The sequence below is a fragment of the Pseudomonas sp. Je.1.5.c genome (assembly GCF_051129895.1).
GTDB classification, from domain to species: Bacteria; Pseudomonadota; Gammaproteobacteria; order Pseudomonadales; family Pseudomonadaceae; genus Aquipseudomonas; species Aquipseudomonas urmiensis.
In genome coordinates, this window is record NZ_JBCPSP010000024.1 from 44,021 (window position 1) to 66,562 (window position 22,542).

Sequence of the window (22,542 nt, forward strand, 5' to 3'; positions counted from 1 at the left end):
TAGCGGCAAACAGAGACCGCCAATCATCAAGACTAGCGAAGAATCCTGAAAGTGCGATGCCCCAAGTCAGGGAATGGGTAACCCGTGTTTGACTGCCGAGCGTTCACCGCTCCTGGGGAATGAAAACCTCCTTGCCCAGGCCGCAATCAGGACAGCGCCACTGCTGCGGAATGTCTTTGAATGCCGTACCCGGCTCGATACCATGTTCCGGATCACCCCGTGCCGGATCGTAGCTGTCTGCAGCACAGACCACAAAGTCCACAAAGTCCAAAAAGAACAACTTACGCGCTACCAGCCCCAAGGGCGGGGCATCGGTAATTCTGATACCGATATCGATGCTCCGCGATGAAGTCCAAACCTCCCTCATTCGAAGTGAGTTGCACATTGACATCCCGGTAGCACTCGAAAAACTCGGGAGTTAGTTGATGCTACGCTCCATACAATTAACAGGGCACCGCGATGCGGATAAGTGCTTGCGGGTTTTGGAGAAGGCGCTCTTTGAACCTGAATACATTGGCCGAAGACTCAAGCAACTCTTTGCAGTGCGAATAGGCCTGAGCTCCCTCGGCATTGGCTTTCAACTGCCGAGTACTGCGCTCCAGCAATCGAATCGCTAATGCACTTTCAAGCTTGGATACTTGTACGTTTGTATTGCCGAGAAAACGTCACCCGTAAAGATGCAGAAGCACAGCCCCTAACAACACCAGACTGACCCCACCAATCTGAATGACCGACAGCCGCTCGCGATAAAAGAAGTACCCCAGGATCGCGGCAATGCCGCCCGACAGGGTGCTGATGACGGTAACGACGGACACCGAACCATTGAGCGCGCCCCAGGAAAACGCGGAGAATCCGCCCAGGTTGAAAAGACTGGCGCTGCATAGGGAGCCAAAGGTCTTCAAGCTGATCGTCGCGTGGTCCCGCAGCAACCTGAAGGCCTCAGGAATGAGGAACATGACCCCCACAGCATAACCCAGCGCCAACATGTTCACCGGCCCCAGCGCCGGCAAGGCGAACTTGCCCTGGATCCAGAAGCTGATGCCGTACAGCATGGCCGCCAGCAACGCAAACCCTACAGATACCGTGTTGGTGGCCTTGCGATCAAAGTCACCTCGATGATCACTGCGACTGGCCAGTAGAACGCCAAAGAAGCAAACGAGAATGCCACTTACCTGCCACGCTGACAGGACATCACCACCCAGCCACGCCAACAGCGTGGTAAATACGCCATACGAGGTGACTAAGGGCGCCACAACTGCAGTTTTTCCGACAGCAAAAGCCTTCGAAAGCGCCAATGCCCCAACCACGGTACACAGGGAAGCTATTACCCCTAGCCCAACCGCGACCCAAGGCGCAGATATGAACTTTTCCCACTGGCTGGCTGAAATGACAATAATTACTGTCATTAACAAAACCCCCAGCAATTGCCCGAAAAAAACCGCCCGCTTAACGCCAACCGCTCGTGCGTTGACGCCGACCAGAAAGTCCGTCGCCCCCCAGAACACCGCCGCCAGCAACCCCATCAATACATCCACAGTAATGTTCCTTATTATGACTGGTCCCTGTATCGCCCTAGACAGTAATAGGGATTATGTCAAAAATCAAACATCTGCATGGGGCGACGCCCTATAGCCAGCCTTAGTCTTGCGCGCGCGCCCACCCAAAAAGGTAATTAACGGATTAGTTAGTGCCGTTGAAATAAGAGCAAGTACCAAAAGAACACTGTAGGAACTTTCAGACAATACTCCCGCCTGAAGTCCTACACCACGCAACACTACCTCCTCAACCTATGTAATTCCCTCTTGAAATATTGCACCGTCCATAGCTCAACTCATCGAACACTGGCATTTCCCTCATGAATATTCGTCAGGGGCTCTTCGAGCCAAGAACGCCGCCCACAAAAAACCCCCGCATTGCGGGGGTTCGGTGACGGCAACGATTCTCAGAACGGAATATCGTCATCAAAGCTGTCGAAGTCAGCCGCCGGCTGCGGAGCGGGCTGCTGGGGCGCTGGGCGCTGCGGGGCCTGCTGTGGGCGTTGAGCCTGCTGACGCGGCGCCTGCTGGTTGTACTGTTGCTGCTGGCCACCTTGGTTGTAGTTGTTACCACCACCTTGGTTGTACTGATCACCACCGCCCTGCTGCTGGTTCTGCGGGCGGCCGCCGAGCAGCTGCATGGTGCCCTGCATGTCGACGATGATTTCAGTGGTGTAGCGCTTGATGCCGTCTTTTTCCCACTCGCGGGTCTGCAGCTTGCCCTCGATGTAGACCTGAGAACCCTTGCGCAGGTATTCGCCGGCGATCTCGGCGACCTTGCCGAACATCGACACACGGTGCCATTCGGTACGCTCGACCTTCTGACCGGACTGCTTGTCGGTCCACTGCTCGCTGGTAGCCAGGCTCAGGTTGGTCACGGCGTTACCGTTGGGCAGGTAGCGGACTTCGGGATCCTGGCCGCAGGTGCCGACCAGAATGACTTTGTTAACCCCACGGGCCATAACGTTCTCCTAGGCTTCGCACGCCGAAGAGGCTGGGTTCACCAGGCGCTCGAGGGTCGTACGGTCCAAAATTTTCGTATCCAGTTTGATATAGATGGCGGCTTCTTCTGCCACCACCACGGCGTCGGTCACACCCGGCACTGCCATCAGGCGCTCGGTCAGCCCGGCTTCCCGGACTGCCTCAGGCGTCAGCGGCATACGCAGGCTGGTCACATAAGGCGGCTCGTTCATGCTGAACGCAACGACCAGCCATACGGCACACAGCACTGCACAGCCCAAGAACACCATGCCCAGGCCACCGTGCTGGAACAACCAGCCACCGATGATTCCTCCCAAGGCGGCACCGAGGAACTGGCTGGTGGAGTAAACCCCCATTGCCGTTCCCTTGCCGCCGGCGGGCGACACCTTGCTGACCAGCGAAGGCAACGATGCCTCCAGCAGGTTGAAGGCAGTAAAGAATATCACGGTGCCGATCACCAGTCCGCGCAAACTGTCAGCCCACTGCCAGAAGAACACCTCGATCACCAGCAGGACACTGACCGCGCCAAGCAACACGCGTTTCATCTTGCGCTTTTTTTCGCCGTAGATGATGAACGGCACCATTGCAAAAAATGAAACCAGCAAGGCGGTCAGGTACACCCACCAGTGTTCTTCCTTGGGCAAGCCGCCGCGCTCGACGAACGCCAGCGGCAAGGCGACGAAGCTGGCCATGAGGATCGCGTGCAGCACGAAGATACCTACGTCCAGGCGCAGAAGGTCCGGATGGCGCAGGGTCGGGCCGAGGGCCTGACGCGCCACGCCCGATTCGCGGTGCTGCAAAGCGCTGTGTGCGCTAGGCACGACGAAGGCCACCAGGGCGATGCCGATGACGGCAAGTCCTGCAGTGGCGAGGAACAATCCTGACAGGCCAAATGCCCGAGTCAGCAACGGCCCGACCACCATGGCCACCGCGAACGACAAGCCGATGCTCATGCCGATCATGGCCATGGCCTTGGTCCGGTGCTGTTCACGGGTCAGATCGGACAGCAGCGCCATGACCGCCGCGGAAATCGCTCCGGCGCCTTGTAGAACCCGCCCGGCGATCACGCCCCAGATCGAGTCGGCCTGCGCGGCCAGCACACTGCCCAGGGCGAAGATCACCAGCCCCAGGTAGATCACCGGAAGACGCCCGATGCGGTCGGAAATCACCCCGAACGGAATTTGCAGCAGCGCCTGGGTCAGGCCATAGGCACCAATGGCCAGGCCGATCAGCGCAGGCGTGGCACCGGCCAGGTCCATGCCGTAGGTGGCAAGCACCGGCAGGACCATGAACATGCCCAGCATACGAAAGGCAAACACCAGGGCCAGGCCGCTGGCGGCGCGGGTCTCGCTACCACTCATGCGCTCGTTGTGGGTGTCGTGCATGGATTAACCTCGTGTGAACCGGCGGCGATTCTATCAGTCCGACGCCTTGACGGCATATACGCGACGCTTTGCCGCGTAATGGCAGCGCGCCGTATACTTCCTTGTTTATGCCCGCCGAGCGAGGCCGTAGTGGACAAGATCCTGATTCGTGGGGCACGTACCCACAACCTGAAGAACATCGACCTGACCCTCCCTCGGGACAAGCTGATCGTGATCACCGGCCTGTCCGGTTCCGGCAAGTCGTCCCTGGCGTTCGACACACTCTACGCCGAGGGCCAGCGCCGCTACGTGGAATCGCTGTCGGCTTACGCCCGGCAATTCCTGTCGATGATGGAAAAGCCTGACGTCGACACCATCGAGGGCCTCTCCCCGGCCATCTCCATCGAGCAGAAATCGACCTCGCACAACCCGCGTTCGACGGTGGGCACCATCACCGAAATCTACGACTACCTGCGCTTGCTGTACGCCCGCGTGGGTACGCCGCGCTGCCCGGATCACGATATTCCGCTGGAGGCGCAAACGGTCAGCCAGATGGTCGACCTGGTGCTCGATCAACCAGAGGGCAGCAAGCTGATGCTGCTGGCGCCGGTGATTCGCGAGCGCAAGGGTGAGCACTTGGCGGTGTTCGACGAGCTGCGTGCGCAGGGTTTCGTCCGCGCCCGGGTCAACGGCAAGCTGTACGAGCTCGATGAGTTGCCCAAGCTCGACAAGCAAAAAAAGCACAGCATCGATGTGGTGGTAGACCGCTTCAAGGTGCGCAGCGACCTGCAGCAGCGCCTGGCCGAATCGTTCGAGACGGCGCTGAAGCTGGCCGACGGTATCGCCCTGGTGGCGCCGATGGACGACGAGCCGGGTGAAGAGATGATCTTCTCCGCACGCTTTGCCTGCCCGATTTGTGGTCATGCCATCAGCGAGCTGGAACCCAAGCTGTTCTCCTTCAACAACCCGGCTGGCGCCTGCCCGACGTGCGATGGCCTGGGGGTCAAGCAGTACTTCGACACCAAGCGCCTGGTCAACACCGAGTTGACCCTGGCCGAGGGCGCGATCCGCGGCTGGGACCGGCGTAACGTGTACTACTTCCAGATGCTCGGTTCACTGGCCGCGCAGTACGGCTTCAGCCTGGAAGTACCGTTTGCCGAGCTGTCCGCCGACGACCAGAAAGTCATCCTGCATGGCAGCGGCAAGCAGAACGTCGACTTCAAGTACCTCAACGACCGTGGCGATATCGTCAAGCGTTCGCACCCGTTCGAAGGCATCGTGCCGAACCTTGAGCGGCGCTACCGCGAGACCGAGTCGGCGACTGTGCGCGAGGAGCTGGCGAAGTTTCTCGGTACCCAGCCCTGCCCTGACTGCCGCGGCACTCGTCTGCGCCGTGAAGCGCGGCACGTGTGGGTGGGCGAGAAAACCCTGCCGGCGGTTACCAACCTGCCGATCGGTGACGCCAGTGAGTATTTCAGCGACCTGACCCTGACCGGTCGACGCGGGGAGATCGCGGCGAAGATCCTCAAGGAAATCTGCGAGCGCCTGCAGTTCCTGGTCAACGTCGGCCTGGATTACCTGACCCTGGACCGCAGCGCCGAAACCCTGTCTGGCGGTGAGGCCCAGCGCATCCGCCTGGCCAGCCAGATCGGCGCCGGCCTGGTGGGGGTGATGTATATCCTCGACGAGCCGTCGATCGGCCTGCACCAGCGCGACAACGACCGTCTACTGGGCACCCTCAATCACCTGCGCGATCTGGGCAACACAGTGATTGTGGTCGAGCACGACGAGGACGCCATTCGCCTGGCCGACTATGTGGTCGACATCGGCCCGGGTGCCGGCGTGCATGGCGGGCAGATCGTTGCCGAGGGTACGCCTCAAGAGGTCATGGACCATCCTGACTCGCTGACCGGCAAGTATCTGTCTGGCCGCAAGAAGATTGCAGTCCCAGCCAAGCGCACACCGCGCAACAAAAAGCTCTCGCTCAAGCTCAAGGGCGCGCGTGGCAACAACCTGCAAAACGTCGACTTGGAGATTCCCATTGGCCTGCTGACCTGCGTGACCGGTGTTTCCGGCTCGGGCAAGTCGACGCTGATCAACAACACGCTGTTCCCGCTCGCGGCTAGCGCGCTCAACGGTGCGACCAGCCATGAAGCAGCGGCGCACAGCAGCATGGACGGCCTGCAGCACCTGGACAAGGTGGTCGATATCGACCAGAGCCCGATTGGCCGCACCCCACGCTCGAACCCCGCAACCTACACCGGTATCTTCACCCCGGTGCGCGAGCTGTTCGCTGGCGTGCCGGAGTCGCGTGCGCGGGGCTATGGCCCAGGGCGTTTCTCCTTCAACGTCAAGGGTGGCCGCTGCGAGGCGTGCCAGGGCGATGGCCTGATCAAGGTCGAGATGCACTTCCTGCCGGACATCTATGTGCCGTGCGATGTGTGCAAGAGCAAGCGCTACAACCGCGAAACCCTTGAGATCAAGTACAAGGGCAAGAACATCCACGAGGTGCTGGAAATGACCATCGAGGATGCCCGCGAGTTCTTCGACGCGGTGCCGGCACTGGCGCGCAAGCTGCAAACGCTGGTCGATGTGGGGCTTTCCTACATCAAGCTGGGGCAGTCGGCAACGACCCTTTCGGGTGGCGAAGCACAGCGGGTCAAGCTGTCACGCGAGCTGTCCAAGCGCGATACCGGCAAGACCTTGTACATCCTCGATGAGCCGACCACCGGCCTGCACTTTGCCGATATCCAGCAGTTGCTGGACGTCCTGCACCGCCTGCGTGACCACGGCAACACCGTGGTGGTGATCGAGCACAACCTGGACGTGATCAAGACGGCTGACTGGCTGGTGGACTTGGGGCCTGAGGGTGGCTCCAAGGGGGGGCAGATCATTGCCTCGGGCACACCGGAAGAACTGTCGAAGATGAAGCAGTCATATACCGGGCATTACCTCAAGCCGCTGTTGGAGCGGGATCGGGCCTAAAGACGGGCAATAAAAAACCCTGTCACGCGAGTGACAGGGTTTTTTATTAGCTGAACACACTCACATCTGCGATTGCAGGTAGTTCTGCAGACCGATGGACTTGATCAGCCCCTGCTGTTTCTCCAGCCAGTAGGTGTGATCTTCTTCGGTATCGGCCAGCTGCGCGCGCAGGATATCGCGGCTGATATAGTCCTTGTGCAGCTCGCACAGCTCGATGCCTTTGCACAGGGCGGCACGTACCTTGTACTCCAGGCGCAGGTCGGCGGCGATCATCTCCGGCACGGTAGCGCCTACATCGAGATCGTCTGGACGCATGCGTGGCGTGCCTTCAAGCATGAGGATCCGACGCATCAGGGCATCAGCGTGCTGCGCCTCTTCTTCCATCTCGTGGTTGATACGCTCATAGAGCTTGCTCAAGCCCCAATCTTCGTACATCCGCGAGTGAATGAAATATTGGTCACGCGCCGCCAGTTCGCCCGTCAGCAACGTGTTGAGGTAATCGATTACGTCCGGGTGACCTTGCATCGCCCTGCTTCTCCCTGTGAAAACATCAATACGACATAGTGTGAACCAGGAAGGTCGAGAGGTCACTGAAAAACGCGCAATAACATGCAAAAAAACCGGCAAACAGTAGTGATATTCATTGAAAAACCGCCCAAATGAGGGCGGTTCTACTTATCATTCCGACTCAGGCGAGATCCACGCCCAATGCCTTGGCGACGCCTTGAGCATACGCTGGATCGGCCTTGAAGAAGTGCTGCAGCTGACGCTGCACGACATCCTCACTGACCCCCGCCATGGTCCCGGCGATATTGCTGATCAACAATGCCTGCTGTTCAGCGTTCATCAAACGGAACAGCGCACCTGCATGGCTGTAGTAATCGCCGTCCTCGCGATGATCGTAGCGATCGGCCGCGCCGTTGAGTGACAGGGCTGGCTCAGCGTGCTGAGGCGATTGCTTAGGTGCGTCGCCATAGCTGTTGGGCTCGTAGTTCGGCGCACTGCCGTAAGCGCCGTAGGCCATGGCGCCGTCACGCTGATAGGTGTTGACCGCGCTACGAGGGGCGTTCACCGGCAAGTGCTGGTGATTGGTGCCAACACGGTAGCGGTGAGCGTCGGCATATGCGAACACTCGGCCTTGCAGCATGCGATCCGGCGACAGCCCTACACCTGGGACCATGTTGCTTGGCCCGAAGGTCGCCTGCTCGACCTCGGCGAAGTAGTTGAGCGGATTGCGGTTGAGCTCCAGTACGCCAACTTCGATCAATGGATAGTCCTTCTGCGACCAGGTCTTGGTCACGTCGAAGGGGTTCTCCTGACGGTTGGCCGCCTCTTGCTCACTCATCACCTGGATGCACACCGTCCAGCGTGGATACTCACCGCGCTCGATCGCCTCGAACAGATCGCGCTGGGCGTAATCTGGATCAGTGCCTGCCAGACGTGCGGCATCAGCCGGCGAGAGATTCTTGATGCCCTGTTGGGTCTTGTAGTGCCATTTGACCCAGGTGCGCTCGCCCTTGGCGTTGATCAGGCTGTAAGTGTGGCTGCCGAAGCCATGCATGTGGCGGTAACCGTCAGGTATGCCACGGTCGGAGAAGAGGATGGTGACCTGGTGCAGCGCCTCCGGTGAGTGCGACCAGAAATCCCACATCATCTGCGCGTTCTTCAGGTTGCTCTGCGGATGGCGTTTCTGCGTGTGGATAAAGTCGGGGAACTTGAGCGGATCGCGAATGAAGAACACCGGGGTGTTATTGCCGACGATGTCCCAGTTGCCTTCCTCGGTGTAGAACTTCAGGGCAAAGCCACGCGGATCGCGCTCGGTATCCGCTGAGCCACGCTCGCCCCCCACAGTGGAGAAACGCAGGAATGTCTCAGTCTGCTTACCGACTGTGTCGAACAGCTTGGCACTGGTGTATTGAGTGATATCGCGAGTGACCGTGAAGGTACCATAAGCGCCCGAGCCCTTGGCGTGCACGCGGCGCTCAGGGATGTTCTCGCGGTTGAAGTGGGCGAGCTTCTCGATCAGGTGGAAGTCGTCGAGCAACAGCGGGCCACGCGGGCCTGCCGAACGAGAATTCTGGTTATCAGCTACAGGTGCACCGCTGGCGGTGGTGAGAATCTTGCTCATGGGCTCTCCTTATCGATCTTCAATGGCCGGCTAATCGGCTTGCTAAGCAGTATCGGGGAGATATGTTGCAAGAACTAATTCATTGATACAGTTAGATCGATAGAAATTAACAATAGAGACAGACACAAAAAACCGGGCACTAGGCCCGGTTCTTTGTAGCAGACAGAACGTCTTACTCGGCAGCTTCTACAGCACCACCGACTGGACGATCAACCAGCTCGACGTACGCCATAGGCGCGTTGTCGCCAGCGCGGAAACCGCACTTCAGGATACGCAGGTAGCCGCCTTGACGGGTGGCATAGCGCTTGCCCAGATCGTTGAACAGCTTGCCAACAGCGGATTTCGAACGGGTACGATCGAAAGCCAGACGACGGTTGGCGACGCTATCTTCCTTGGCCAGGGTGATCAGCGGCTCGGCAACGCGGCGCAGTTCCTTGGCTTTCGGCAGGGTGGTTTTGATCAGCTCGTGCTCGATCAACGACACTGCCATGTTCTGGAACATAGCCTTGCGGTGAGAGCTGGTACGGCTCAGGTGACGTCCACTTTTACGATGACGCATGATTCATTCCTTACCAAACACTACGTTCGGTGATTACGACGATCAGGCAGTCGCCTTGTCGTCCTTCTTAAGACTTGCAGGCGGCCAGTTGTCGAGGCGCATGCCGAGGGACAGACCACGGGAAGCCAGGACGTCCTTGATTTCAGTCAGGGACTTCTTGCCGAGGTTAGGAGTTTTCAACAGCTCTACTTCGGTACGCTGAATCAGGTCGCCGATGTAGTAGATGTTCTCCGCCTTCAGGCAGTTGGCCGAACGTACAGTCAGTTCCAGGTCGTCAACCGGACGCAGCAGGATCGGATCGATCTCGTCTTCCTGCTCGACCACAACCGGCTCACTGTCACCTTTGAGGTCGACGAACGCGGCCAGCTGCTGTTGCAGGATGGTCGCGGCACGACGGATAGCCTCTTCAGGATCCAGAGTACCGTTGGTTTCCAGATCAATGACCAGCTTGTCCAGGTTGGTACGCTGCTCAACACGGGCGTTTTCGACCACATAGGCGATACGACGCACCGGGCTGAACGAGGCGTCCAGCTGAAGACGGCCAATGCTGCGGCTTTCATCTTCGTCAGTCTGACGAGAGTCGGCCGGCTCGTAACCGCGACCACGAGCTACAGTGAGCTTCATGTTCAAGGCGCCGTTGGACGCCAAGTTCGCGATTACGTGATCGGGGTTGACGATCTCGACATCGTGATCCAGCTGAATATCGGCAGCGGTAACCACCCCCGAACCCTTTTTCGACAAGGTCAGCGTAACTTCGTCACGACCGTGCAGCTTGATAGCCAGGCCTTTCAGGTTCAACAGGATTTCAATTACGTCTTCCTGTACACCTTCGATCGCGGAGTACTCATGGAGTACGCCGTCGATCTCGGCCTCGACTACTGCACAGCCAGGCATGGAGGACAACAGGATGCGGCGCAGCGCGTTGCCCAGGGTATGGCCGAAACCACGCTCGAGAGGCTCGAGCGTAATCTTGGCGCGGGTCGGACTGACGACCTGCACATCAATGTGGCGGGGCGTCAGGAACTCATTTACCGAAATCTGCATGGATGCACCTATTTTCTAGCCCTTACTTGGAGTAGAGCTCGACAATCAGGTTTTCGTTGATGTCGGCGGACAGATCGCTGCGAGCAGGAACGTTCTTGAAAACGCCCGACTTTTTAGCAGCATCCACGTCTACCCACTCAACGCGGCCACGCTGAGAGCACAGTTCAAGGGCTTGAACAATGCGCAGCTGGTTCAGCGACTTCTCACGAACCGAGACCACGTCACCCGGACGAACTTGGTAGGATGGAATGTTTACAGTCTTACCGTTGACGCTGATCGCTTTGTGCGAAACCAGCTGACGGGACTCGGAACGAGTCGAGCCGAAGCCCATACGGTAAACGACGTTATCCAGACGGCACTCGAGCAGTTGCAGCAGGTTCTCACCAGTTGCGCCTTTTTTCGAGGCAGCAGCTTGGTAGTAACCGCGGAACTGACGCTCCAGAACACCGTAGATACGACGGACTTTTTGTTTCTCGCGCAGCTGGGTACCGTAGTCGGACTGACGGCCACGGCGCTGGCCGTGGATACCTGGGGCTGCTTCGATGTTGCACTTCGATTCCAGAGCGCGAACGCCGCTCTTCAGGAACAGGTCAGTGCCTTCACGGCGAGACAGTTTGCATTTTGGACCAATGTAACGTGCCATTTATCTGTCTCCTGATTACACGCGACGCTTCTTCGGCGGACGGCACCCGTTATGCGGGATTGGCGTCACGTCGGTGATGCTGGCGATCTTGTAGCCGCAGCTGTTCAAAGCACGAACGGCGGACTCACGACCTGGACCTGGACCCTTGACGTTAACGTCGAGGTTCTTCAGACCGTATTCCAGCGCAGCTTGACCAGCACGCTCAGCAGCGATCTGAGCTGCGAACGGGGTGGATTTGCGCGAACCACGGAAACCCGAACCACCGGAGGTCGCCCAGGACAAAGCATTGCCCTGACGGTCGGTGATGGTCACGATGGTGTTGTTGAAAGACGCATGGATGTGGGCGATGCCATCAACCACTGTCTTTTTGACTTTCTTACGAGGACGAGCAGCAGGTTTTGCCATGTCTATATTCCTGGGCGATTACTTGCGGATCGGCTTACGCGGGCCCTTACGGGTGCGTGCGTTGGTCTTGGTGCGCTGACCGCGAACCGGCAGACCTTTACGATGGCGCAGACCGCGGTAGCAGCCCAGGTCCATCAAGCGTTTGATCTTCATGTTGACGTCACGACGCAGGTCACCTTCAGTGGTGAACTTCGCAACTTCGCCACGCAGGGTTTCGATTTGCTCGTCGCTCAGATCCTTGATCTTAGCGGCTGGGTTTACACCAGCGTCTGCACAGATCTTCTGTGCAGTTGTGCGACCGACACCATAGATGTAGGTCAGCGAGATAACAGTATGCTTGTTATCTGGAATGTTGACGCCTGCAATACGGGCCATTCAGTGGGACTCCAATTGACAGCTACCTACGCCCCGGAAGCCAAGAAATAGGGCGCGAGATAATATCGCTGTAGAAACAATTAATCAACCCAGCAGCGCACTAGCTGCTGGGCTTGTAGCGCGGATCACACTCAGCCTTGGCGCTGTTTGTGACGCGGTTCCGCGCTGCAAATTACTCGCACGATGCCTTCGCGGCGAATAATCTTGCAGTTACGGCACAGCTTTTTCACCGATGCACGAACTTTCATCACCAACTCCTCGAACCTTAGGGGTCTATCAGCGCAGCAGACTGCTGCCGCCATAGCCTTTCAGGTTGGCTTTCTTCATCAGGGATTCGTACTGGTGCGAAACGAGGTGCGATTGTACTTGGGACATGAAGTCCATCACAACCACTACCACAATCAGCAACGAGGTCCCGCCAAGGTAGAACGGCACATTTGCTGCCACCACCAGGAACTGGGGCAGAAGGCAGACGGCCATCATGTAAAGAGCACCGAACATGGTCAGACGGGTCAGAACGCCATCAATGTAGCGCGCCGACTGCTCACCAGGACGGATACCCGGAATAAAGGCACCGGACTTCTTCAGGTTTTCCGCTACGTCTTTCGGGTTGAACATCAGCGCTGTGTAGAAGAAGCAGAAGAAAATAATCCCTGCACTAAACAGCAGAATGTTCAACGGCTGACCAGGAGCGATCGACTGCGAGATGTCCTGCAGCCAGCCCATACCTTCGGACTGACCGAACCAGGCACCCAGCGAAGCCGGGAACAGCAGAATGCTGCTGGCGAAAATGGCTGGGATTACGCCCGCCATGTTCACCTTGAGCGGCAAGTGGCTGGTCTGCGCAGCGAAGACCTTGCGGCCCTGCTGACGCTTGGCGTAGTGAACGGCGATACGACGCTGACCACGCTCAATGAACACCACAAAACCGATAATCGCTACTGCCAGCAACCCGATTGCGACCAAGGCGAAAATGTTGATATCGCCTGTGCGTGCAGACTCGAAAGACTGCCCGATTGCTCTCGGAAGACCGGCAACGATACCTGCGAAGATCAACATCGAGATACCGTTGCCCACACCGCGCTCGGTGATCTGCTCGCCGAGCCACATCATGAACATCGCGCCCGCCACGAAGGTGGAGACCGCAACGACATGGAAGCCCAGACCCGCAGAAAACGCCACGCCCTGGTTGGCCAGGCCAATGGACATGCCAATGGCTTGAACCAGCGCCAGGATAACGGTGCCGTAGCGGGTGTACTGGCTGATCTTGCGACGGCCAGCTTCACCTTCCTTCTTCAACTGCTCCAGCTGTGGGCTGACAGCGGTCATGAGCTGCATGATGATCGATGCCGAAATGTACGGCATGATCCCCAGTGCAAAGATGCTCATGCGCTCCAGCGCACCACCGGAAAACATGTTGAACAAGCTAAGAATGGTCCCCTCATTCTGTCGAAACAGATCCGCCAAACGGTCCGGGTTAATACCGGGCACCGGGATGTGCGCACCTATCCGATAGACGATGATCGCCATGAACAGAAAGCGCAGACGAGCCCAGAGTTCCGACATCCCGCCCTTACCGAGCGAAGAGAGAGCACCTTGCTTAGCCATTTATTCCTCGAACTTGCCGCCAGCTGCTTCGATAGCCGCACGCGCACCTTTGGTGGCTGCGATACCCTTGATGGTGACTGCGCGAGTGACTTCGCCAGACAGCATGATTTTCACACGCTGTACGTTCTGGTTGATCACGTTGGCATCCTTCAAGGATTGCACGGTGACAACGTCGCCTTCCACTTTAGCCAGCTCGGACAGACGCACTTCGGCGCGGTCCATGGCTTTCAGGGAAACGAAGCCGAACTTCGGCAGACGACGGTGCAGCGGTTGTTGACCGCCTTCGAAGCCCGGAGCGATGGTGCCACCGGAACGGGAGGTCTGACCTTTGTGACCACGGCCACCAGTCTTACCCAAACCGCTACCGATACCACGACCCGGACGATGCTTCTCGCGACGGGAACCCGGCGCTGGACTCAGATCATTGAGTTTCATCGATTAACCCTCGACGCGCAGCATGTAGTAAGCCTTGTTGATCATCCCGCGATTCTCGGGAGTATCCTGGACTTCTACAGTGTGACCGATGCGGCGCAGACCCAGACCCTTAACGCACAGTTTGTGGTTAGGGAGACGGCCGGCGGTGCTTTTGATCAGCGTTACTTTAACGGTAGCCATGATCAGAAGATCTCCTCGACGCTCTTGCCGCGCTTGGCAGCAATGGATTCAGGAGATTGCATGGCTTTCAGACCCTTGAAGGTGGCGTAAACCACGTTCACTGGGTTGGTCGAACCGTAGCACTTGGCCAGAACGTTCTGAACACCAGCAACTTCCAGGACAGCACGCATTGCGCCGCCAGCGATGATACCGGTACCTTCCGAGGCAGGCTGCATGTAAACCTTCGAGGCGCCGTGGGCGGCCTTGGTGGCGTACTGCAGGGTGGTGCCCTTCAGGTCAACCTGAATCATGTTGCGACGAGCAGCTTCCATGGCTTTTTGAATCGCAGCAGGTACTTCGCGCGATTTGCCACGGCCGAAACCAACGCGACCCTTGCCATCACCAACCACGGTCAACGCGGTGAAGGTGAAGATACGGCCGCCTTTAACGGTTTTGGCTACGCGGTTAACTTGAACCAGCTTCTCGATGTAGCCTTCGTCGCGCTTTTGATCGTTATTTGCCATAACTTAGAACTCCAGCCCGCCTTCACGAGCAGCATCAGCCAGCGCTTTGACGCGGCCATGGTACTTGAAGCCGGAACGGTCAAAGGCAACTTGAGATACACCGGCGGCTTTCGCACGCTCAGCTACCAGCTTGCCAACCTTAGTGGCCGCGTCGATGTTGCCGGTGGCGCCATCACGCAGTTCTTTGTCCAAGGTCGAGGCGCTTGCCAAAACCTTGCTGCCGTCGGCCGAGATGACCTGGGCATAAATGTGCTGCGAGGAGCGGAACACGCACAGACGCACGGCTTCGAGCTCGTGCATTTTCAGGCGTGCTTTGCGAGCGCGACGCAGTCGAGTAACTTTTTTGTCGGTCATTTGCTAGGCCCTACTTCTTCTTGGCTTCTTTACGACGGACTACTTCGTCCGCGTAACGCACACCTTTACCTTTGTAAGGCTCTGGCGGACGGAAGTCGCGGATTTCAGCGGCCACCTGACCTACCAGCTGCTTGTCGATACCCTTGATCAGGATGTCGGTCTGGCTAGGCGTTTCAGCGGTGATACCGGCTGGCAGTTCGTAGTCCACTGGGTGAGAGAAGCCCAGGGCCAGGTTCAGGACGGTGCCTTTAGCCTGTGCCTTGTAACCAACACCGACCAGCTGGAGCTTGCGCTCGAAGCCTTGGCTTACGCCTTGGACCATGTTGTTCACCAGAGCGCGGGTAGTACCGGCCATGGCGCGAGCTTGCTGGTCACCGTTGCGAGCGACAAAACGCAGCTCACCAGACTCTTCGGTAACTTCAACAGACGAGTGAACGTTCAGTTCGAGAGTGCCCTTGGCACCCTTCACCGAAAGCTGCTGACCGGCGAATTTGACTTCGACGCCAGATGGCAGCTTAACGGGGTTCTTAGCGACGCGAGACATGCTTATCCCCCCTTAGAACACTGTGCACAGAACTTCGCCACCAACACCGGCAGCACGTGCAGCACGATCAGTCATCACACCTTTGTTGGTGGAGACGATAGACACGCCCAGACCGCCACGAACTTTCGGCAGATCTGTAACGGCCTTGTACTGACGCAGGCCAGGACGGCTAGCGCGCTTCAGCTCTTCGATGACCGGACGGCCTTCGAAGTACTTCAGCTCGATCGACAGGGAGGGTTTGACTTCGCTGCTTACCTGATAGCCAGCGATGTAACCTTCGTCCTTCAGAACTTTGGCAACCGCTACCTTCAGAGTCGAAGAAGGCATGCTTACGACGGACTTTTCAGCCATCTGGGCATTACGGATGCGAGTTAGCATGTCCGCTAACGGGTCCTGCATACTCATGGGCTAGATGCTCCTGATACAAGAATTATTAGCCTTGCGGCTATCACAACCACCTGAGCGGACAGGTCAAAAAACCCAGGCTCAGGTGAGCCGGTCATTCTAGACACAAGCCAGAAACGAAACAAGCCCCATATAGGGGCTTGTTTCGTTGCGATGTCACCGGCGGTCGGAAGATTGCTCCCCTTGCGCCGGGATCACACCAACCGTGATTACCAGCTGGCCTTGACCAGACCTGGAACATCACCGCGCATTGCAGCCTGGCGCAGCATGTTACGGCCCAGACCGAACTTACGGTATACACCGTGAGGACGGCCGGTCAGGCGGCAACGGTTGCGCAGACGAGCGGCGCTGGCGTCGCGCGGCTGCTTCTGCAGTGCAACGACGGCGGCGAAACGCTCTTCAGGCGAAGCGTTCAGGTTGACGATGGTCGCTTTCAGCTCAGCACGCTTTTTGGCGTACTTGGCTACCGTGAGCTGACGCTTCAGCTCGCGGTTTTTCATGCTCTTCTTGGCCATTTTCCTACTCCAATCAGTTGCGGAACGGGAATTTGAAAGCACGCAGCAGGGCGCGACCTTCGTCATCCGAACGAGCAGTGGTGGTCAGGGTAATGTCCAGACCGCGCAGAGCATCGATCTTGTCGTAGTCGATTTCCGGGAAAATGATCTGCTCTTTCACGCCCATGCTGTAGTTGCCACGACCATCGAAGGACTTGGCATTCAGGCCGCGGAAGTCGCGAACCCGAGGCAGGGAGATCGCCAGCAGGCGGTCCAGGAACTCGTACATACGGTCACGGCGCAGAGTAACTTTAACGCCGATCGGCCAACCTTCACGAACCTTGAAACCCGCAATCGACTTGCGAGCGAAAGTCACAACGGCTTTTTGGCCGGTGATCTTTTCCAGGTCGGCAACGGCGTTTTCGATGACTTTCTTGTCACCGACCGCTTCGCCCAGACCCATGTTCAGGGTGATCTTGGTTACGCGAGGAACTTCCATCACGTTCGCGAGCTTAAGTTCTTCCTTAAGCTTGGGAGCGATTTCGTTCCGGTAAATCTCTTTGAGTCGTGCCATTGTCTTCTACCTAGCAGTGTTCAAGCATCAACCGCTTTCTGGGTCGACTTGAAGACACGAATTTTCTTGCCGTCTTCAACCTTGAAGCCAACGCGGTCAGCCTTGTTGGTTTCACCATTGAAAATGGCAACGTTGGAAGCGTGCAGAGGCGCTTCTTTCTCGACGATACCGCCCTGTACGCCCGCCATCGGGTTAGGCTTGGTATGACGCTTGACCAGGTTCACGCCACCGATGACCAGACGGTCATCAGCGAGAACCTTCAGCACCTTACCGCGCTTACCTTTGTCTTTGCCGGCGATCACGATGATCTCGTCGTCACGACGAATCTTTTGCATGTCGGATCTCCTTAGAGCACTTCAGGGGCGAGCGAGACGATCTTCATGAACTTCTCAGTACGAAGTTCACGGGTCACTGGCCCGAAGATGCGAGTGCCGATCGGCTCTTGCTTGGTGTTCAGCAGAACAGCAGCGTTGCCGTCGAAACGAATGATGGAACCGTCAGCGCGACGTACACCGTGACGGGTACGGACGACAACAGCGGTCATCACCTGGCCTTTTTTGACCTTACCGCGCGGAATTGCTTCCTTGACGGTTACTTTGATGATGTCACCGATACCGGCGTAACGACGGTGGGAACCGCCGAGCACCTTGATGCACATGACGCGACGAGCGCCGCTGTTATCGGCCACATCGAGCATGGATTGAGTCTGAATCATAAAATTTCTCCGACCCTTAGCCCTTAGACTTCAACAGCGCGTTCGAGGACTTCAACCAGTGCCCAGGACTTAGTCTTGGCCAGCGGACGGGTTTCGCGAATGGAAACCTTGTCGCCGATTTTGCACTGGTTGGCTTCGTCGTGCGCGTGCAGCTTAGTCGAACGCTTAACGTATTTACCGTAGATCGGGTGCTTTACGCGACGCTCGATCAGAACGGTGATGGTCTTGTCCATTTTGTCGCTGACGACACGGCCAGTCAGCGTACGGACGGTTTTTTCAGCTTCAGCCATGATCACTTACCTGCCTGCTGGTTGAGCACAGTTTTCACGCGAGCGATGTCACGCTTAACTTGCGAGAGCAGGTGCGACTGCCCCAACTGGCCAGTTGCTTTCTGCATACGCAGATTGAACTGGTCGCGCAGCAGGCCGAGCAGTTGCTCGTTCAGCTGCTGTGCCGATTTTTCACGAAGTTCATTCGCTTTCATCACATCACCGTCCGCTTAACAAAGGAGGTGGCGAGAGGCAGCTTTGCAGCAGCCAGGGCGAAAGCTTCGCGCGCCAGCTCTTCAGAAACACCCTCGATCTCGTACAGGACTTTGCCTGGCTGGATCTGGGCAACCCAGTATTCCACGGAACCCTTACCTTTACCCATCCGCACTTCGAGAGGCTTCTTGGTGACCGGCTTGTCCGGGAACACACGGATCCAGATCTTACCGCCACGTTTTACGTGACGGGTCAGGGCACGACGTGCCGACTCGATCTGGCGAGCGGTGAGGCGACCGCGGGCGACAGCTTTCAGGGCGAACTCGCCGAAGCTGACCTTGCTACCGCGCAGTGCCAGACCACGGTTGTGGCCGGTCATCTGCTTGCGGAATTTTGTACGCTTTGGTTGCAACATTTGGCGTACCCCTTACTTAGCAGCTTTTTTACGAGGCGCTGGTGCTTGAGGCTTCAGCTCTTCTTGGCGACCACCAATTACTTCGCCTTTGAAGATCCAAACCTTCACACCGATCACACCGTAAGTGGTGTGAGCTTCGTAGGTGTTGTAGTCGATATCGGCACGCAGGGTGTGCAGAGGCACACGACCTTCGCGATACCACTCGGTACGAGCAATCTCAGCGCCGCCGAGACGACCGCTCACCTGGATCTTGATGCCCTTGGCACCAATACGCATGGCGTTCTGTACGGCGCGCTTCATGGCGCGACGGAACATTACGCGGCGTTCCAGCTGCTGAGCTACGCTTTGCGCAACCAGCATAGCGTCGAGTTCCGGCTTGCGGATCTCTTCGATGTTGATGTGCACAGGCACACCCATCTGCTTGGTCAGGTCCTGACGCAGCTTCTCAACGTCCTCACCTTTCTTCCCGATAACGATACCTGGACGAGCGGTGTGGATGGTGATGCGTGCAGTTTGAGCCGGACGATGAATATCGATACGGCTTACGGACGCGCTTTTTAGTTTGTCTTGGAGGTACTCACGCGTTTTCAGATCCTTCAACAGGTAATCTGCGTAAGTAGCACCGTCTGCGTACCAGACGGAGGTGTGCTCCTTGACGATTCCCAGGCGAATGCCAGTGGGATGTACTTTCTGACCCATCTGATCGACTCCGTTACTTGTCCGCAACCTTGACAGTGATATGGCAAGACCGCTTGACGATGCGATCAGCGCGGCCTTTGGCACGCGGCATGATGCGCTTCAGCGAACGCCCTTCGTTGACGAAGACGGTGGAGACCTTCAGGTCATCAACGTCTGCGCCTTCGTTGTGTTCGGCGTTGGCAACGGCCGACTCGAGGACTTTCTTCATGATTTCAGCGGCTTTTTTGCTGCTGAAGGCCAACAGGTTGAGCGCTTCGCCCACCTTCTTCCCGCGGATCTGGTCGGCGACCAAGCGGGCTTTCTGGGCGGAGATTCGAGCGCCCGACAACTTAGCGGCTACTTCCATTTCCTAACCCCTTAACGCTTGGCTTTCTTGTCAGCCACGTGCCCGCGATAGGTGCGGGTACCGGCGAACTCGCCCAGTTTGTGGCCGACCATGTCTTCGTTCACGAGAACTGGGACATGTTGACGACCGTTGTGTACCGCGATGGTCAGACCGACCATTTGTGGCAGGATCATCGAACGGCGCGACCAGGTTTTAACTGGCTTGCGATCGTTCTTCTCCGTCGCCACTTCGATCTTCTTCAGTAGGTGAAGATCGATAAAAGGACCTTTTTTCAGAGAACGTGGCACTGTCGTATCCCTCTATTTACTTGCGACGACGGACGATCATGTTGTCGGTACGCTTATTACCACGAGTCTTCGCACCCTTGGTTGGGAAGCCCCATGGCGATACCGGATGACGACCACCGGAGGTACGACCTTCACCACCACCATGCGGGTGGTCAACCGGGTTCATGGCAACACCACGAACGGTTGGGCGAACGCCACGCCAGCGTTTGGCACCAGCTTTACCCAGCGAACGCAGGCTGTGCTCGGAGTTCGAGACTTCGCCCAGGGTCGCACGGCACTCAGCCAGGACTTTACGCATTTCACCAGAGCGCAGACGCAGGGTCACGTAGACACCTTCGCGAGCGATCAGCTGAGCCGAAGCACCAGCGGAACGAGCGATCTGTGCACCTTTACCCGGCTTCAGTTCGATGCCGTGAATGGTGCTACCTACTGGGATGTTGCGCAGCTGCAGGGAGTTACCGGCCTTGATTGGGGCCAGGGCACCTGCGATCAGCTGGTCGCCAGCGCTCACGCCTTTAGGGGCGATGATGTAGCGACGCTCACCGTCTGCGTAGCACAGCAGGGCGATGTGAGCAGTACGGTTTGGATCGTATTCGATACGCTCGACAGTGGCTGGAATGCCATCTTTGTCGTTGCGACGGAAGTCGACCAGACGGTAATGCTGCTTATGACCACCACCAACGTGACGAGTGGTAATGCGGCCATTGTTGTTACGACCACCAGACTTCGATTTCTTCTCGAGCAGCGGTGCGTGAGGAGCGCCTTTGTGCAGCTCCTTGTTGACCACCTTGACCACGAAACGGCGGCCAGGGGAAGTCGGTTTGCATTTAACGATTGCCATGATGCACCCCTTCCTTACTCAGCACTGCTGCTGAAATCGAGATCTTGGCCTGGCTGAAGGGAGACGATCGCCTTCTTCCAGTCATTGCGCTTGCCCAGACCACGTGCGGTACGCTTGGTTTTACCCAGAACGTTAACAGTCGACACGTTTTCGACTTTTACGCCGAACAGGCCTTCGACAGCTTTCTTGATTTCCAGCTTGGTTGCGTCAGTAGCAACCTTGAATACGAACTGGCCTTTCTTCTCAGCCAGAACGGTAGCCTTCTCGGAAACGTGCGGGCCAAGGAGGACTTTAAATACGCGTTCCTGGTTCATCCCAGCAGCTCCTCGAATTTCTTCACGGCCGAGACAGTGATCAACACTTTCTCGTATGCGATCAGACTGACCGGATCGGAACCTTGAACGTCACGTACGTCGACGTGCGGCAGGTTACGTGCAGCCAGGTACAGGTTCTGATCAACAGCGTCCGAAACGATCAGTACATCGCTCAGACCCATGCCGTTCAGCTTGTTCAGCAGGTCTTTGGTTTTTGGAGCTTCGACAGCGAAGTCCTGAACCACGACCAGACGGTCGCTACGCACCAGCTCAGCGAGGATGGAACGCATTGCTGCGCGGTACATCTTCTTGTTGAGCTTCTGCGAGTGATCTTGAGGACGAGCTGCGAAGGTAACACCACCGCCACGCCAGATTGGACCACGAGTAGTACCAGCACGAGCACGGCCAGTACCCTTCTGACGCCATGGGCGCTTACCGCCACCAGCCACGTCGGAACGGGTCTTCTGCTGCTTGGTGCCCTGACGGCCGCCGGCCATGTAGGCCACGACTGCTTGGTGTACCAGCGTCTCGTTGAATTCGCCACCGAAAGTCAGTTCGGAAACTTCGATCGCCTGAGCGTCATTTACATTAAGTTGCATGTCAGTTTCCCCTTAACCGCGAGCCTTGACAGCTGGACGTACAACCACGTCGCCGCCAGTAGCGCCAGGAACGGCACCCTTGATCAGCAGCAGGTTGCGTTCAGCGTCTACGCGAACTACTTCCAGGGACTGCACAGTAACGCGCTCGGCGCCCATGTGACCGGACATTTTCTTGCCCTTGAACACACGACCAGGAGTCTGGCACTGGCCGATGGAACCCGGAACACGGTGCGATACGGAGTTACCGTGGGTGTTATCTTGACCACGGAAATTCCAGCGCTTGATGGTACCGGCGAAGCCTTTACCTTTGGACTGACCGGTTACGTCTACCAGCTGGCCTGCAGTGAAGAGTTCAGCTTTGATCAGATCGCCAGCCTGGAAATCGCCTTCTTCAAGACGGAACTCCCAAACACCGCGACCAGCGGCAACGTTCGCTTTAGCGAAGTGACCCGCTTGAGCAGCAGTCACACGCGAAGCACGACGCTCGCCGACAGTGACTTGCACTGCACGGTAGCCATCGGTTTCTTCGGTTTTGAACTGGGTGACGCGATTCGGCTCGATCTCAATGACCGTGACCGGAATGGAGACACCTTCTTCGGTGAAAATACGGGTCATACCGCATTTACGACCGACTACACCAATAGTCATGTTGTAAACCTCATGAGTGTACGGGGCTTTCACCCGCTATGGCCGCCCATTTCAGAGCGTTACACGACCAGACCGAAGTC

Annotated in this window: 34 protein-coding genes; 1 reads left to right on the forward strand and 33 read right to left on the reverse strand. The window is 57.5% G+C overall.

The window, feature by feature from the left end:
- Window positions 1-103: 103 nt before the first annotated feature.
- The 4 genes from AAZU54_RS17415 to AAZU54_RS17430 form a co-directional block, all read right to left on the reverse strand.
- Window positions 104-391 carry a rubredoxin gene (locus AAZU54_RS17415; RefSeq protein WP_434727450.1) on the reverse strand — a complete coding sequence of 96 codons (288 nt, stop codon included), beginning with the start codon at window positions 389-391 and terminating at the stop codon, window positions 104-106.
- A gap of 274 nt (window positions 392-665) precedes the next feature.
- The gene (locus tag AAZU54_RS17420) at window positions 666-1,535 is read right to left on the reverse strand and encodes a DMT family transporter (RefSeq protein ID WP_434727451.1); all 870 of its coding nucleotides are present in this window, start codon (window positions 1,533-1,535) and stop codon (window positions 666-668) included.
- A gap of 407 nt (window positions 1,536-1,942) precedes the next feature.
- The gene (locus AAZU54_RS17425; RefSeq protein WP_425634910.1) at window positions 1,943-2,497 is read right to left on the reverse strand and encodes a single-stranded DNA-binding protein; all 555 of its coding nucleotides are present in this window, start codon (window positions 2,495-2,497) and stop codon (window positions 1,943-1,945) included.
- Between the two features lie 9 nt (window positions 2,498-2,506).
- Window positions 2,507-3,901: an MFS transporter gene (locus AAZU54_RS17430; RefSeq protein WP_186557318.1), complete on the reverse strand. Its 1,395-nt coding sequence runs from the start codon at window positions 3,899-3,901 to the stop codon at window positions 2,507-2,509.
- A gap of 129 nt (window positions 3,902-4,030) precedes the next feature.
- Here AAZU54_RS17430 and uvrA point away from each other — a divergent pair, with 129 nt between their 5' ends.
- Window positions 4,031-6,865, forward strand: a complete 2,835-nt coding sequence (gene uvrA, locus AAZU54_RS17435) for an excinuclease ABC subunit UvrA (RefSeq protein WP_312152822.1) — start codon at window positions 4,031-4,033, stop codon at window positions 6,863-6,865.
- A 60-nt stretch (window positions 6,866-6,925) separates the two neighbouring features.
- Here uvrA and bfr read toward each other — a convergent pair whose 3' ends face one another.
- The 29 genes from bfr to rplC all read right to left on the reverse strand — a co-directional run bounded on the left by bfr (window position 6,926) and on the right by rplC (window position 22,462).
- Window positions 6,926-7,390, reverse strand: coding sequence for a bacterioferritin (gene bfr, locus AAZU54_RS17440; protein ID WP_264236562.1), 465 nt, complete (start codon window positions 7,388-7,390; stop codon window positions 6,926-6,928).
- 163 nt (window positions 7,391-7,553) lie between these two features.
- The gene (locus AAZU54_RS17445; RefSeq protein ID WP_434727452.1) at window positions 7,554-8,993 is read right to left on the reverse strand and encodes a catalase; all 1,440 of its coding nucleotides are present in this window, start codon (window positions 8,991-8,993) and stop codon (window positions 7,554-7,556) included.
- A 172-nt stretch (window positions 8,994-9,165) separates the two neighbouring features.
- A complete protein-coding gene (rplQ, locus tag AAZU54_RS17450; RefSeq protein ID WP_003255451.1) occupies window positions 9,166-9,552 on the reverse strand; it encodes a 50S ribosomal protein L17 in 387 nt (128 codons plus the stop codon).
- Between the two features lie 42 nt (window positions 9,553-9,594).
- Window positions 9,595-10,596 carry a DNA-directed RNA polymerase subunit alpha gene (locus tag AAZU54_RS17455; protein ID WP_003255452.1) on the reverse strand — a complete coding sequence of 334 codons (1,002 nt, stop codon included), beginning with the start codon at window positions 10,594-10,596 and terminating at the stop codon, window positions 9,595-9,597.
- 22 nt (window positions 10,597-10,618) lie between these two features.
- Window positions 10,619-11,239: a 30S ribosomal protein S4 gene (gene rpsD, locus AAZU54_RS17460; protein ID WP_101322335.1), complete on the reverse strand. Its 621-nt coding sequence runs from the start codon at window positions 11,237-11,239 to the stop codon at window positions 10,619-10,621.
- A 15-nt stretch (window positions 11,240-11,254) separates the two neighbouring features.
- Window positions 11,255-11,644: a 30S ribosomal protein S11 gene (rpsK, locus tag AAZU54_RS17465; protein ID WP_003255454.1), complete on the reverse strand. Its 390-nt coding sequence runs from the start codon at window positions 11,642-11,644 to the stop codon at window positions 11,255-11,257.
- An 18-nt stretch (window positions 11,645-11,662) separates the two neighbouring features.
- Window positions 11,663-12,019, reverse strand: a complete 357-nt coding sequence (rpsM, locus tag AAZU54_RS17470; RefSeq protein ID WP_012316515.1) for a 30S ribosomal protein S13 — start codon at window positions 12,017-12,019, stop codon at window positions 11,663-11,665.
- A 131-nt stretch (window positions 12,020-12,150) separates the two neighbouring features.
- Window positions 12,151-12,267, reverse strand: coding sequence for a 50S ribosomal protein L36 (rpmJ, locus tag AAZU54_RS17475; RefSeq protein ID WP_011531897.1), 117 nt, complete (start codon window positions 12,265-12,267; stop codon window positions 12,151-12,153).
- Between the two features lie 28 nt (window positions 12,268-12,295).
- Window positions 12,296-13,627, reverse strand: coding sequence for a preprotein translocase subunit SecY (gene secY / locus AAZU54_RS17480; RefSeq protein ID WP_186557314.1), 1,332 nt, complete (start codon window positions 13,625-13,627; stop codon window positions 12,296-12,298).
- Window positions 13,628-14,062: a 50S ribosomal protein L15 gene (rplO, locus tag AAZU54_RS17485; protein ID WP_010220318.1), complete on the reverse strand. Its 435-nt coding sequence runs from the start codon at window positions 14,060-14,062 to the stop codon at window positions 13,628-13,630.
- Window positions 14,063-14,065: 3 nt separating this feature from the next.
- Complete coding sequence (rpmD, locus tag AAZU54_RS17490) at window positions 14,066-14,242, reverse strand: 50S ribosomal protein L30 (protein ID WP_009397493.1); 177 nt, start codon at window positions 14,240-14,242, stop codon at window positions 14,066-14,068.
- A 2-nt stretch (window positions 14,243-14,244) separates the two neighbouring features.
- Window positions 14,245-14,745 carry a 30S ribosomal protein S5 gene (gene rpsE, locus AAZU54_RS17495; protein ID WP_003255465.1) on the reverse strand — a complete coding sequence of 167 codons (501 nt, stop codon included), beginning with the start codon at window positions 14,743-14,745 and terminating at the stop codon, window positions 14,245-14,247.
- Window positions 14,746-14,748: 3 nt separating this feature from the next.
- Window positions 14,749-15,099, reverse strand: a complete 351-nt coding sequence (rplR, locus tag AAZU54_RS17500; RefSeq protein WP_011531893.1) for a 50S ribosomal protein L18 — start codon at window positions 15,097-15,099, stop codon at window positions 14,749-14,751.
- Window positions 15,100-15,109: 10 nt separating this feature from the next.
- On the reverse strand, window positions 15,110-15,643 hold the full coding sequence (rplF, locus tag AAZU54_RS17505; protein ID WP_003255469.1) for a 50S ribosomal protein L6: 534 nt from the start codon (window positions 15,641-15,643) through the stop codon (window positions 15,110-15,112).
- 12 nt (window positions 15,644-15,655) lie between these two features.
- Window positions 15,656-16,048: a 30S ribosomal protein S8 gene (gene rpsH, locus AAZU54_RS17510; protein WP_119138195.1), complete on the reverse strand. Its 393-nt coding sequence runs from the start codon at window positions 16,046-16,048 to the stop codon at window positions 15,656-15,658.
- Between the two features lie 209 nt (window positions 16,049-16,257).
- Window positions 16,258-16,563, reverse strand: coding sequence for a 30S ribosomal protein S14 (gene rpsN / locus AAZU54_RS17515; RefSeq protein ID WP_009397499.1), 306 nt, complete (start codon window positions 16,561-16,563; stop codon window positions 16,258-16,260).
- A gap of 13 nt (window positions 16,564-16,576) precedes the next feature.
- Window positions 16,577-17,116: a 50S ribosomal protein L5 gene (gene rplE, locus AAZU54_RS17520; RefSeq protein ID WP_186557313.1), complete on the reverse strand. Its 540-nt coding sequence runs from the start codon at window positions 17,114-17,116 to the stop codon at window positions 16,577-16,579.
- Window positions 17,117-17,136: 20 nt separating this feature from the next.
- On the reverse strand, window positions 17,137-17,451 hold the full coding sequence (gene rplX, locus AAZU54_RS17525) for a 50S ribosomal protein L24 (protein ID WP_003255476.1): 315 nt from the start codon (window positions 17,449-17,451) through the stop codon (window positions 17,137-17,139).
- An 11-nt stretch (window positions 17,452-17,462) separates the two neighbouring features.
- On the reverse strand, window positions 17,463-17,831 hold the full coding sequence (rplN, locus tag AAZU54_RS17530) for a 50S ribosomal protein L14 (protein ID WP_008089810.1): 369 nt from the start codon (window positions 17,829-17,831) through the stop codon (window positions 17,463-17,465).
- A 23-nt stretch (window positions 17,832-17,854) separates the two neighbouring features.
- Window positions 17,855-18,121, reverse strand: coding sequence for a 30S ribosomal protein S17 (gene rpsQ, locus AAZU54_RS17535; protein WP_003255478.1), 267 nt, complete (start codon window positions 18,119-18,121; stop codon window positions 17,855-17,857).
- 2 nt (window positions 18,122-18,123) lie between these two features.
- The gene (gene rpmC, locus AAZU54_RS17540; RefSeq protein WP_002555481.1) at window positions 18,124-18,315 is read right to left on the reverse strand and encodes a 50S ribosomal protein L29; all 192 of its coding nucleotides are present in this window, start codon (window positions 18,313-18,315) and stop codon (window positions 18,124-18,126) included.
- Window positions 18,315-18,728 (reverse strand): 50S ribosomal protein L16, encoded by a 414-nt coding sequence (gene rplP, locus AAZU54_RS17545; RefSeq protein WP_009397508.1) that lies wholly within the window; start codon window positions 18,726-18,728, stop codon window positions 18,315-18,317. Before rplP ends, rpmC begins: the two co-directional genes overlap by 1 nt.
- Window positions 18,729-18,740: 12 nt before the next feature.
- Window positions 18,741-19,427: a 30S ribosomal protein S3 gene (gene rpsC / locus AAZU54_RS17550; RefSeq protein WP_003255481.1), complete on the reverse strand. Its 687-nt coding sequence runs from the start codon at window positions 19,425-19,427 to the stop codon at window positions 18,741-18,743.
- A gap of 13 nt (window positions 19,428-19,440) precedes the next feature.
- A complete protein-coding gene (rplV, locus tag AAZU54_RS17555; RefSeq protein ID WP_003103908.1) occupies window positions 19,441-19,773 on the reverse strand; it encodes a 50S ribosomal protein L22 in 333 nt (110 codons plus the stop codon).
- Window positions 19,774-19,784: 11 nt separating this feature from the next.
- Window positions 19,785-20,060, reverse strand: coding sequence for a 30S ribosomal protein S19 (gene rpsS / locus AAZU54_RS17560; RefSeq protein ID WP_119138201.1), 276 nt, complete (start codon window positions 20,058-20,060; stop codon window positions 19,785-19,787).
- 16 nt (window positions 20,061-20,076) lie between these two features.
- Entirely contained in the window at window positions 20,077-20,901 is an 825-nt protein-coding gene (gene rplB, locus AAZU54_RS17565; protein WP_027915105.1) for a 50S ribosomal protein L2, read from the reverse strand.
- 14 nt (window positions 20,902-20,915) lie between these two features.
- Complete coding sequence (rplW, locus tag AAZU54_RS17570; RefSeq protein ID WP_010220306.1) at window positions 20,916-21,215, reverse strand: 50S ribosomal protein L23; 300 nt, start codon at window positions 21,213-21,215, stop codon at window positions 20,916-20,918.
- A complete protein-coding gene (gene rplD / locus AAZU54_RS17575) occupies window positions 21,212-21,814 on the reverse strand; it encodes a 50S ribosomal protein L4 (RefSeq protein ID WP_186557312.1) in 603 nt (200 codons plus the stop codon). Before rplD ends, rplW begins: the two co-directional genes overlap by 4 nt.
- 12 nt (window positions 21,815-21,826) lie before the next feature.
- Window positions 21,827-22,462 (reverse strand): 50S ribosomal protein L3, encoded by a 636-nt coding sequence (gene rplC, locus AAZU54_RS17580; RefSeq protein ID WP_054893562.1) that lies wholly within the window; start codon window positions 22,460-22,462, stop codon window positions 21,827-21,829.
- Window positions 22,463-22,542 lie beyond the last annotated feature (80 nt).

Bases quoted from the DNA above. Each gene is read 5' to 3' on its own strand.
- AAZU54_RS17415 (WP_434727450.1), bottom strand. From the start codon at position 391: ATGTCAATGTGCAACTCACTTCGAATGAGGGAGGTTTGGACTTCATCG.
- AAZU54_RS17425 (WP_425634910.1), bottom strand. From the start codon at position 2,497: ATGGCCCGTGGGGTTAACAAAGTCATTCTGGTCGGCACCTGCGGCCAG.
- AAZU54_RS17430 (WP_186557318.1), bottom strand. From the start codon at position 3,901: ATGCACGACACCCACAACGAGCGCATGAGTGGTAGCGAGACCCGCGCC.
- bfr (WP_264236562.1), bottom strand. From the start codon at position 7,390: ATGCAAGGTCACCCGGACGTAATCGATTACCTCAACACGTTGCTGACG.
- AAZU54_RS17445 (WP_434727452.1), bottom strand. From the start codon at position 8,993: ATGAGCAAGATTCTCACCACCGCCAGCGGTGCACCTGTAGCTGATAAC.
- rplQ (WP_003255451.1), bottom strand. From the start codon at position 9,552: ATGCGTCATCGTAAAAGTGGACGTCACCTGAGCCGTACCAGCTCTCAC.
- AAZU54_RS17455 (WP_003255452.1), bottom strand. From the start codon at position 10,596: ATGCAGATTTCGGTAAATGAGTTCCTGACGCCCCGCCACATTGATGTG.
- rpsD (WP_101322335.1), bottom strand. From the start codon at position 11,239: ATGGCACGTTACATTGGTCCAAAATGCAAACTGTCTCGCCGTGAAGGC.
- rpsK (WP_003255454.1), bottom strand. From the start codon at position 11,644: ATGGCAAAACCTGCTGCTCGTCCTCGTAAGAAAGTCAAAAAGACAGTG.
- rpsM (WP_012316515.1), bottom strand. From the start codon at position 12,019: ATGGCCCGTATTGCAGGCGTCAACATTCCAGATAACAAGCATACTGTT.
- rpmJ (WP_011531897.1), bottom strand. From the start codon at position 12,267: ATGAAAGTTCGTGCATCGGTGAAAAAGCTGTGCCGTAACTGCAAGATT.
- secY (WP_186557314.1), bottom strand. From the start codon at position 13,627: ATGGCTAAGCAAGGTGCTCTCTCTTCGCTCGGTAAGGGCGGGATGTCG.
- rplO (WP_010220318.1), bottom strand. From the start codon at position 14,062: ATGAAACTCAATGATCTGAGTCCAGCGCCGGGTTCCCGTCGCGAGAAG.
- rpmD (WP_009397493.1), bottom strand. From the start codon at position 14,242: ATGGCTACCGTTAAAGTAACGCTGATCAAAAGCACCGCCGGCCGTCTC.
- rpsE (WP_003255465.1), bottom strand. From the start codon at position 14,745: ATGGCAAATAACGATCAAAAGCGCGACGAAGGCTACATCGAGAAGCTG.
- rplR (WP_011531893.1), bottom strand. From the start codon at position 15,099: ATGACCGACAAAAAAGTTACTCGACTGCGTCGCGCTCGCAAAGCACGC.
- rplF (WP_003255469.1), bottom strand. From the start codon at position 15,643: ATGTCTCGCGTCGCTAAGAACCCCGTTAAGCTGCCATCTGGCGTCGAA.
- rpsH (WP_119138195.1), bottom strand. From the start codon at position 16,048: ATGAGTATGCAGGACCCGTTAGCGGACATGCTAACTCGCATCCGTAAT.
- rpsN (WP_009397499.1), bottom strand. From the start codon at position 16,563: ATGGCCAAGAAGAGCATGAAAAACCGCGAGCTGAAGCGTCAGCTCACG.
- rplE (WP_186557313.1), bottom strand. From the start codon at position 17,116: ATGGCACGACTCAAAGAGATTTACCGGAACGAAATCGCTCCCAAGCTT.
- rplX (WP_003255476.1), bottom strand. From the start codon at position 17,451: ATGCAAAAGATTCGTCGTGACGACGAGATCATCGTGATCGCCGGCAAA.
- rplN (WP_008089810.1), bottom strand. From the start codon at position 17,831: ATGATTCAGACTCAATCCATGCTCGATGTGGCCGATAACAGCGGCGCT.
- rpsQ (WP_003255478.1), bottom strand. From the start codon at position 18,121: ATGGCTGAAGCTGAAAAAACCGTCCGTACGCTGACTGGCCGTGTCGTC.
- rpmC (WP_002555481.1), bottom strand. From the start codon at position 18,315: ATGAAAGCGAATGAACTTCGTGAAAAATCGGCACAGCAGCTGAACGAG.
- rplP (WP_009397508.1), bottom strand. From the start codon at position 18,728: ATGTTGCAACCAAAGCGTACAAAATTCCGCAAGCAGATGACCGGCCAC.
- rpsC (WP_003255481.1), bottom strand. From the start codon at position 19,427: ATGGGTCAGAAAGTACATCCCACTGGCATTCGCCTGGGAATCGTCAAG.
- rplV (WP_003103908.1), bottom strand. From the start codon at position 19,773: ATGGAAGTAGCCGCTAAGTTGTCGGGCGCTCGAATCTCCGCCCAGAAA.
- rplB (WP_027915105.1), bottom strand. From the start codon at position 20,901: ATGGCAATCGTTAAATGCAAACCGACTTCCCCTGGCCGCCGTTTCGTG.
- rplW (WP_010220306.1), bottom strand. From the start codon at position 21,215: ATGAACCAGGAACGCGTATTTAAAGTCCTCCTTGGCCCGCACGTTTCC.
- rplD (WP_186557312.1), bottom strand. From the start codon at position 21,814: ATGCAACTTAATGTAAATGACGCTCAGGCGATCGAAGTTTCCGAACTG.
- rplC (WP_054893562.1), bottom strand. From the start codon at position 22,462: ATGACTATTGGTGTAGTCGGTCGTAAATGCGGTATGACCCGTATTTTC.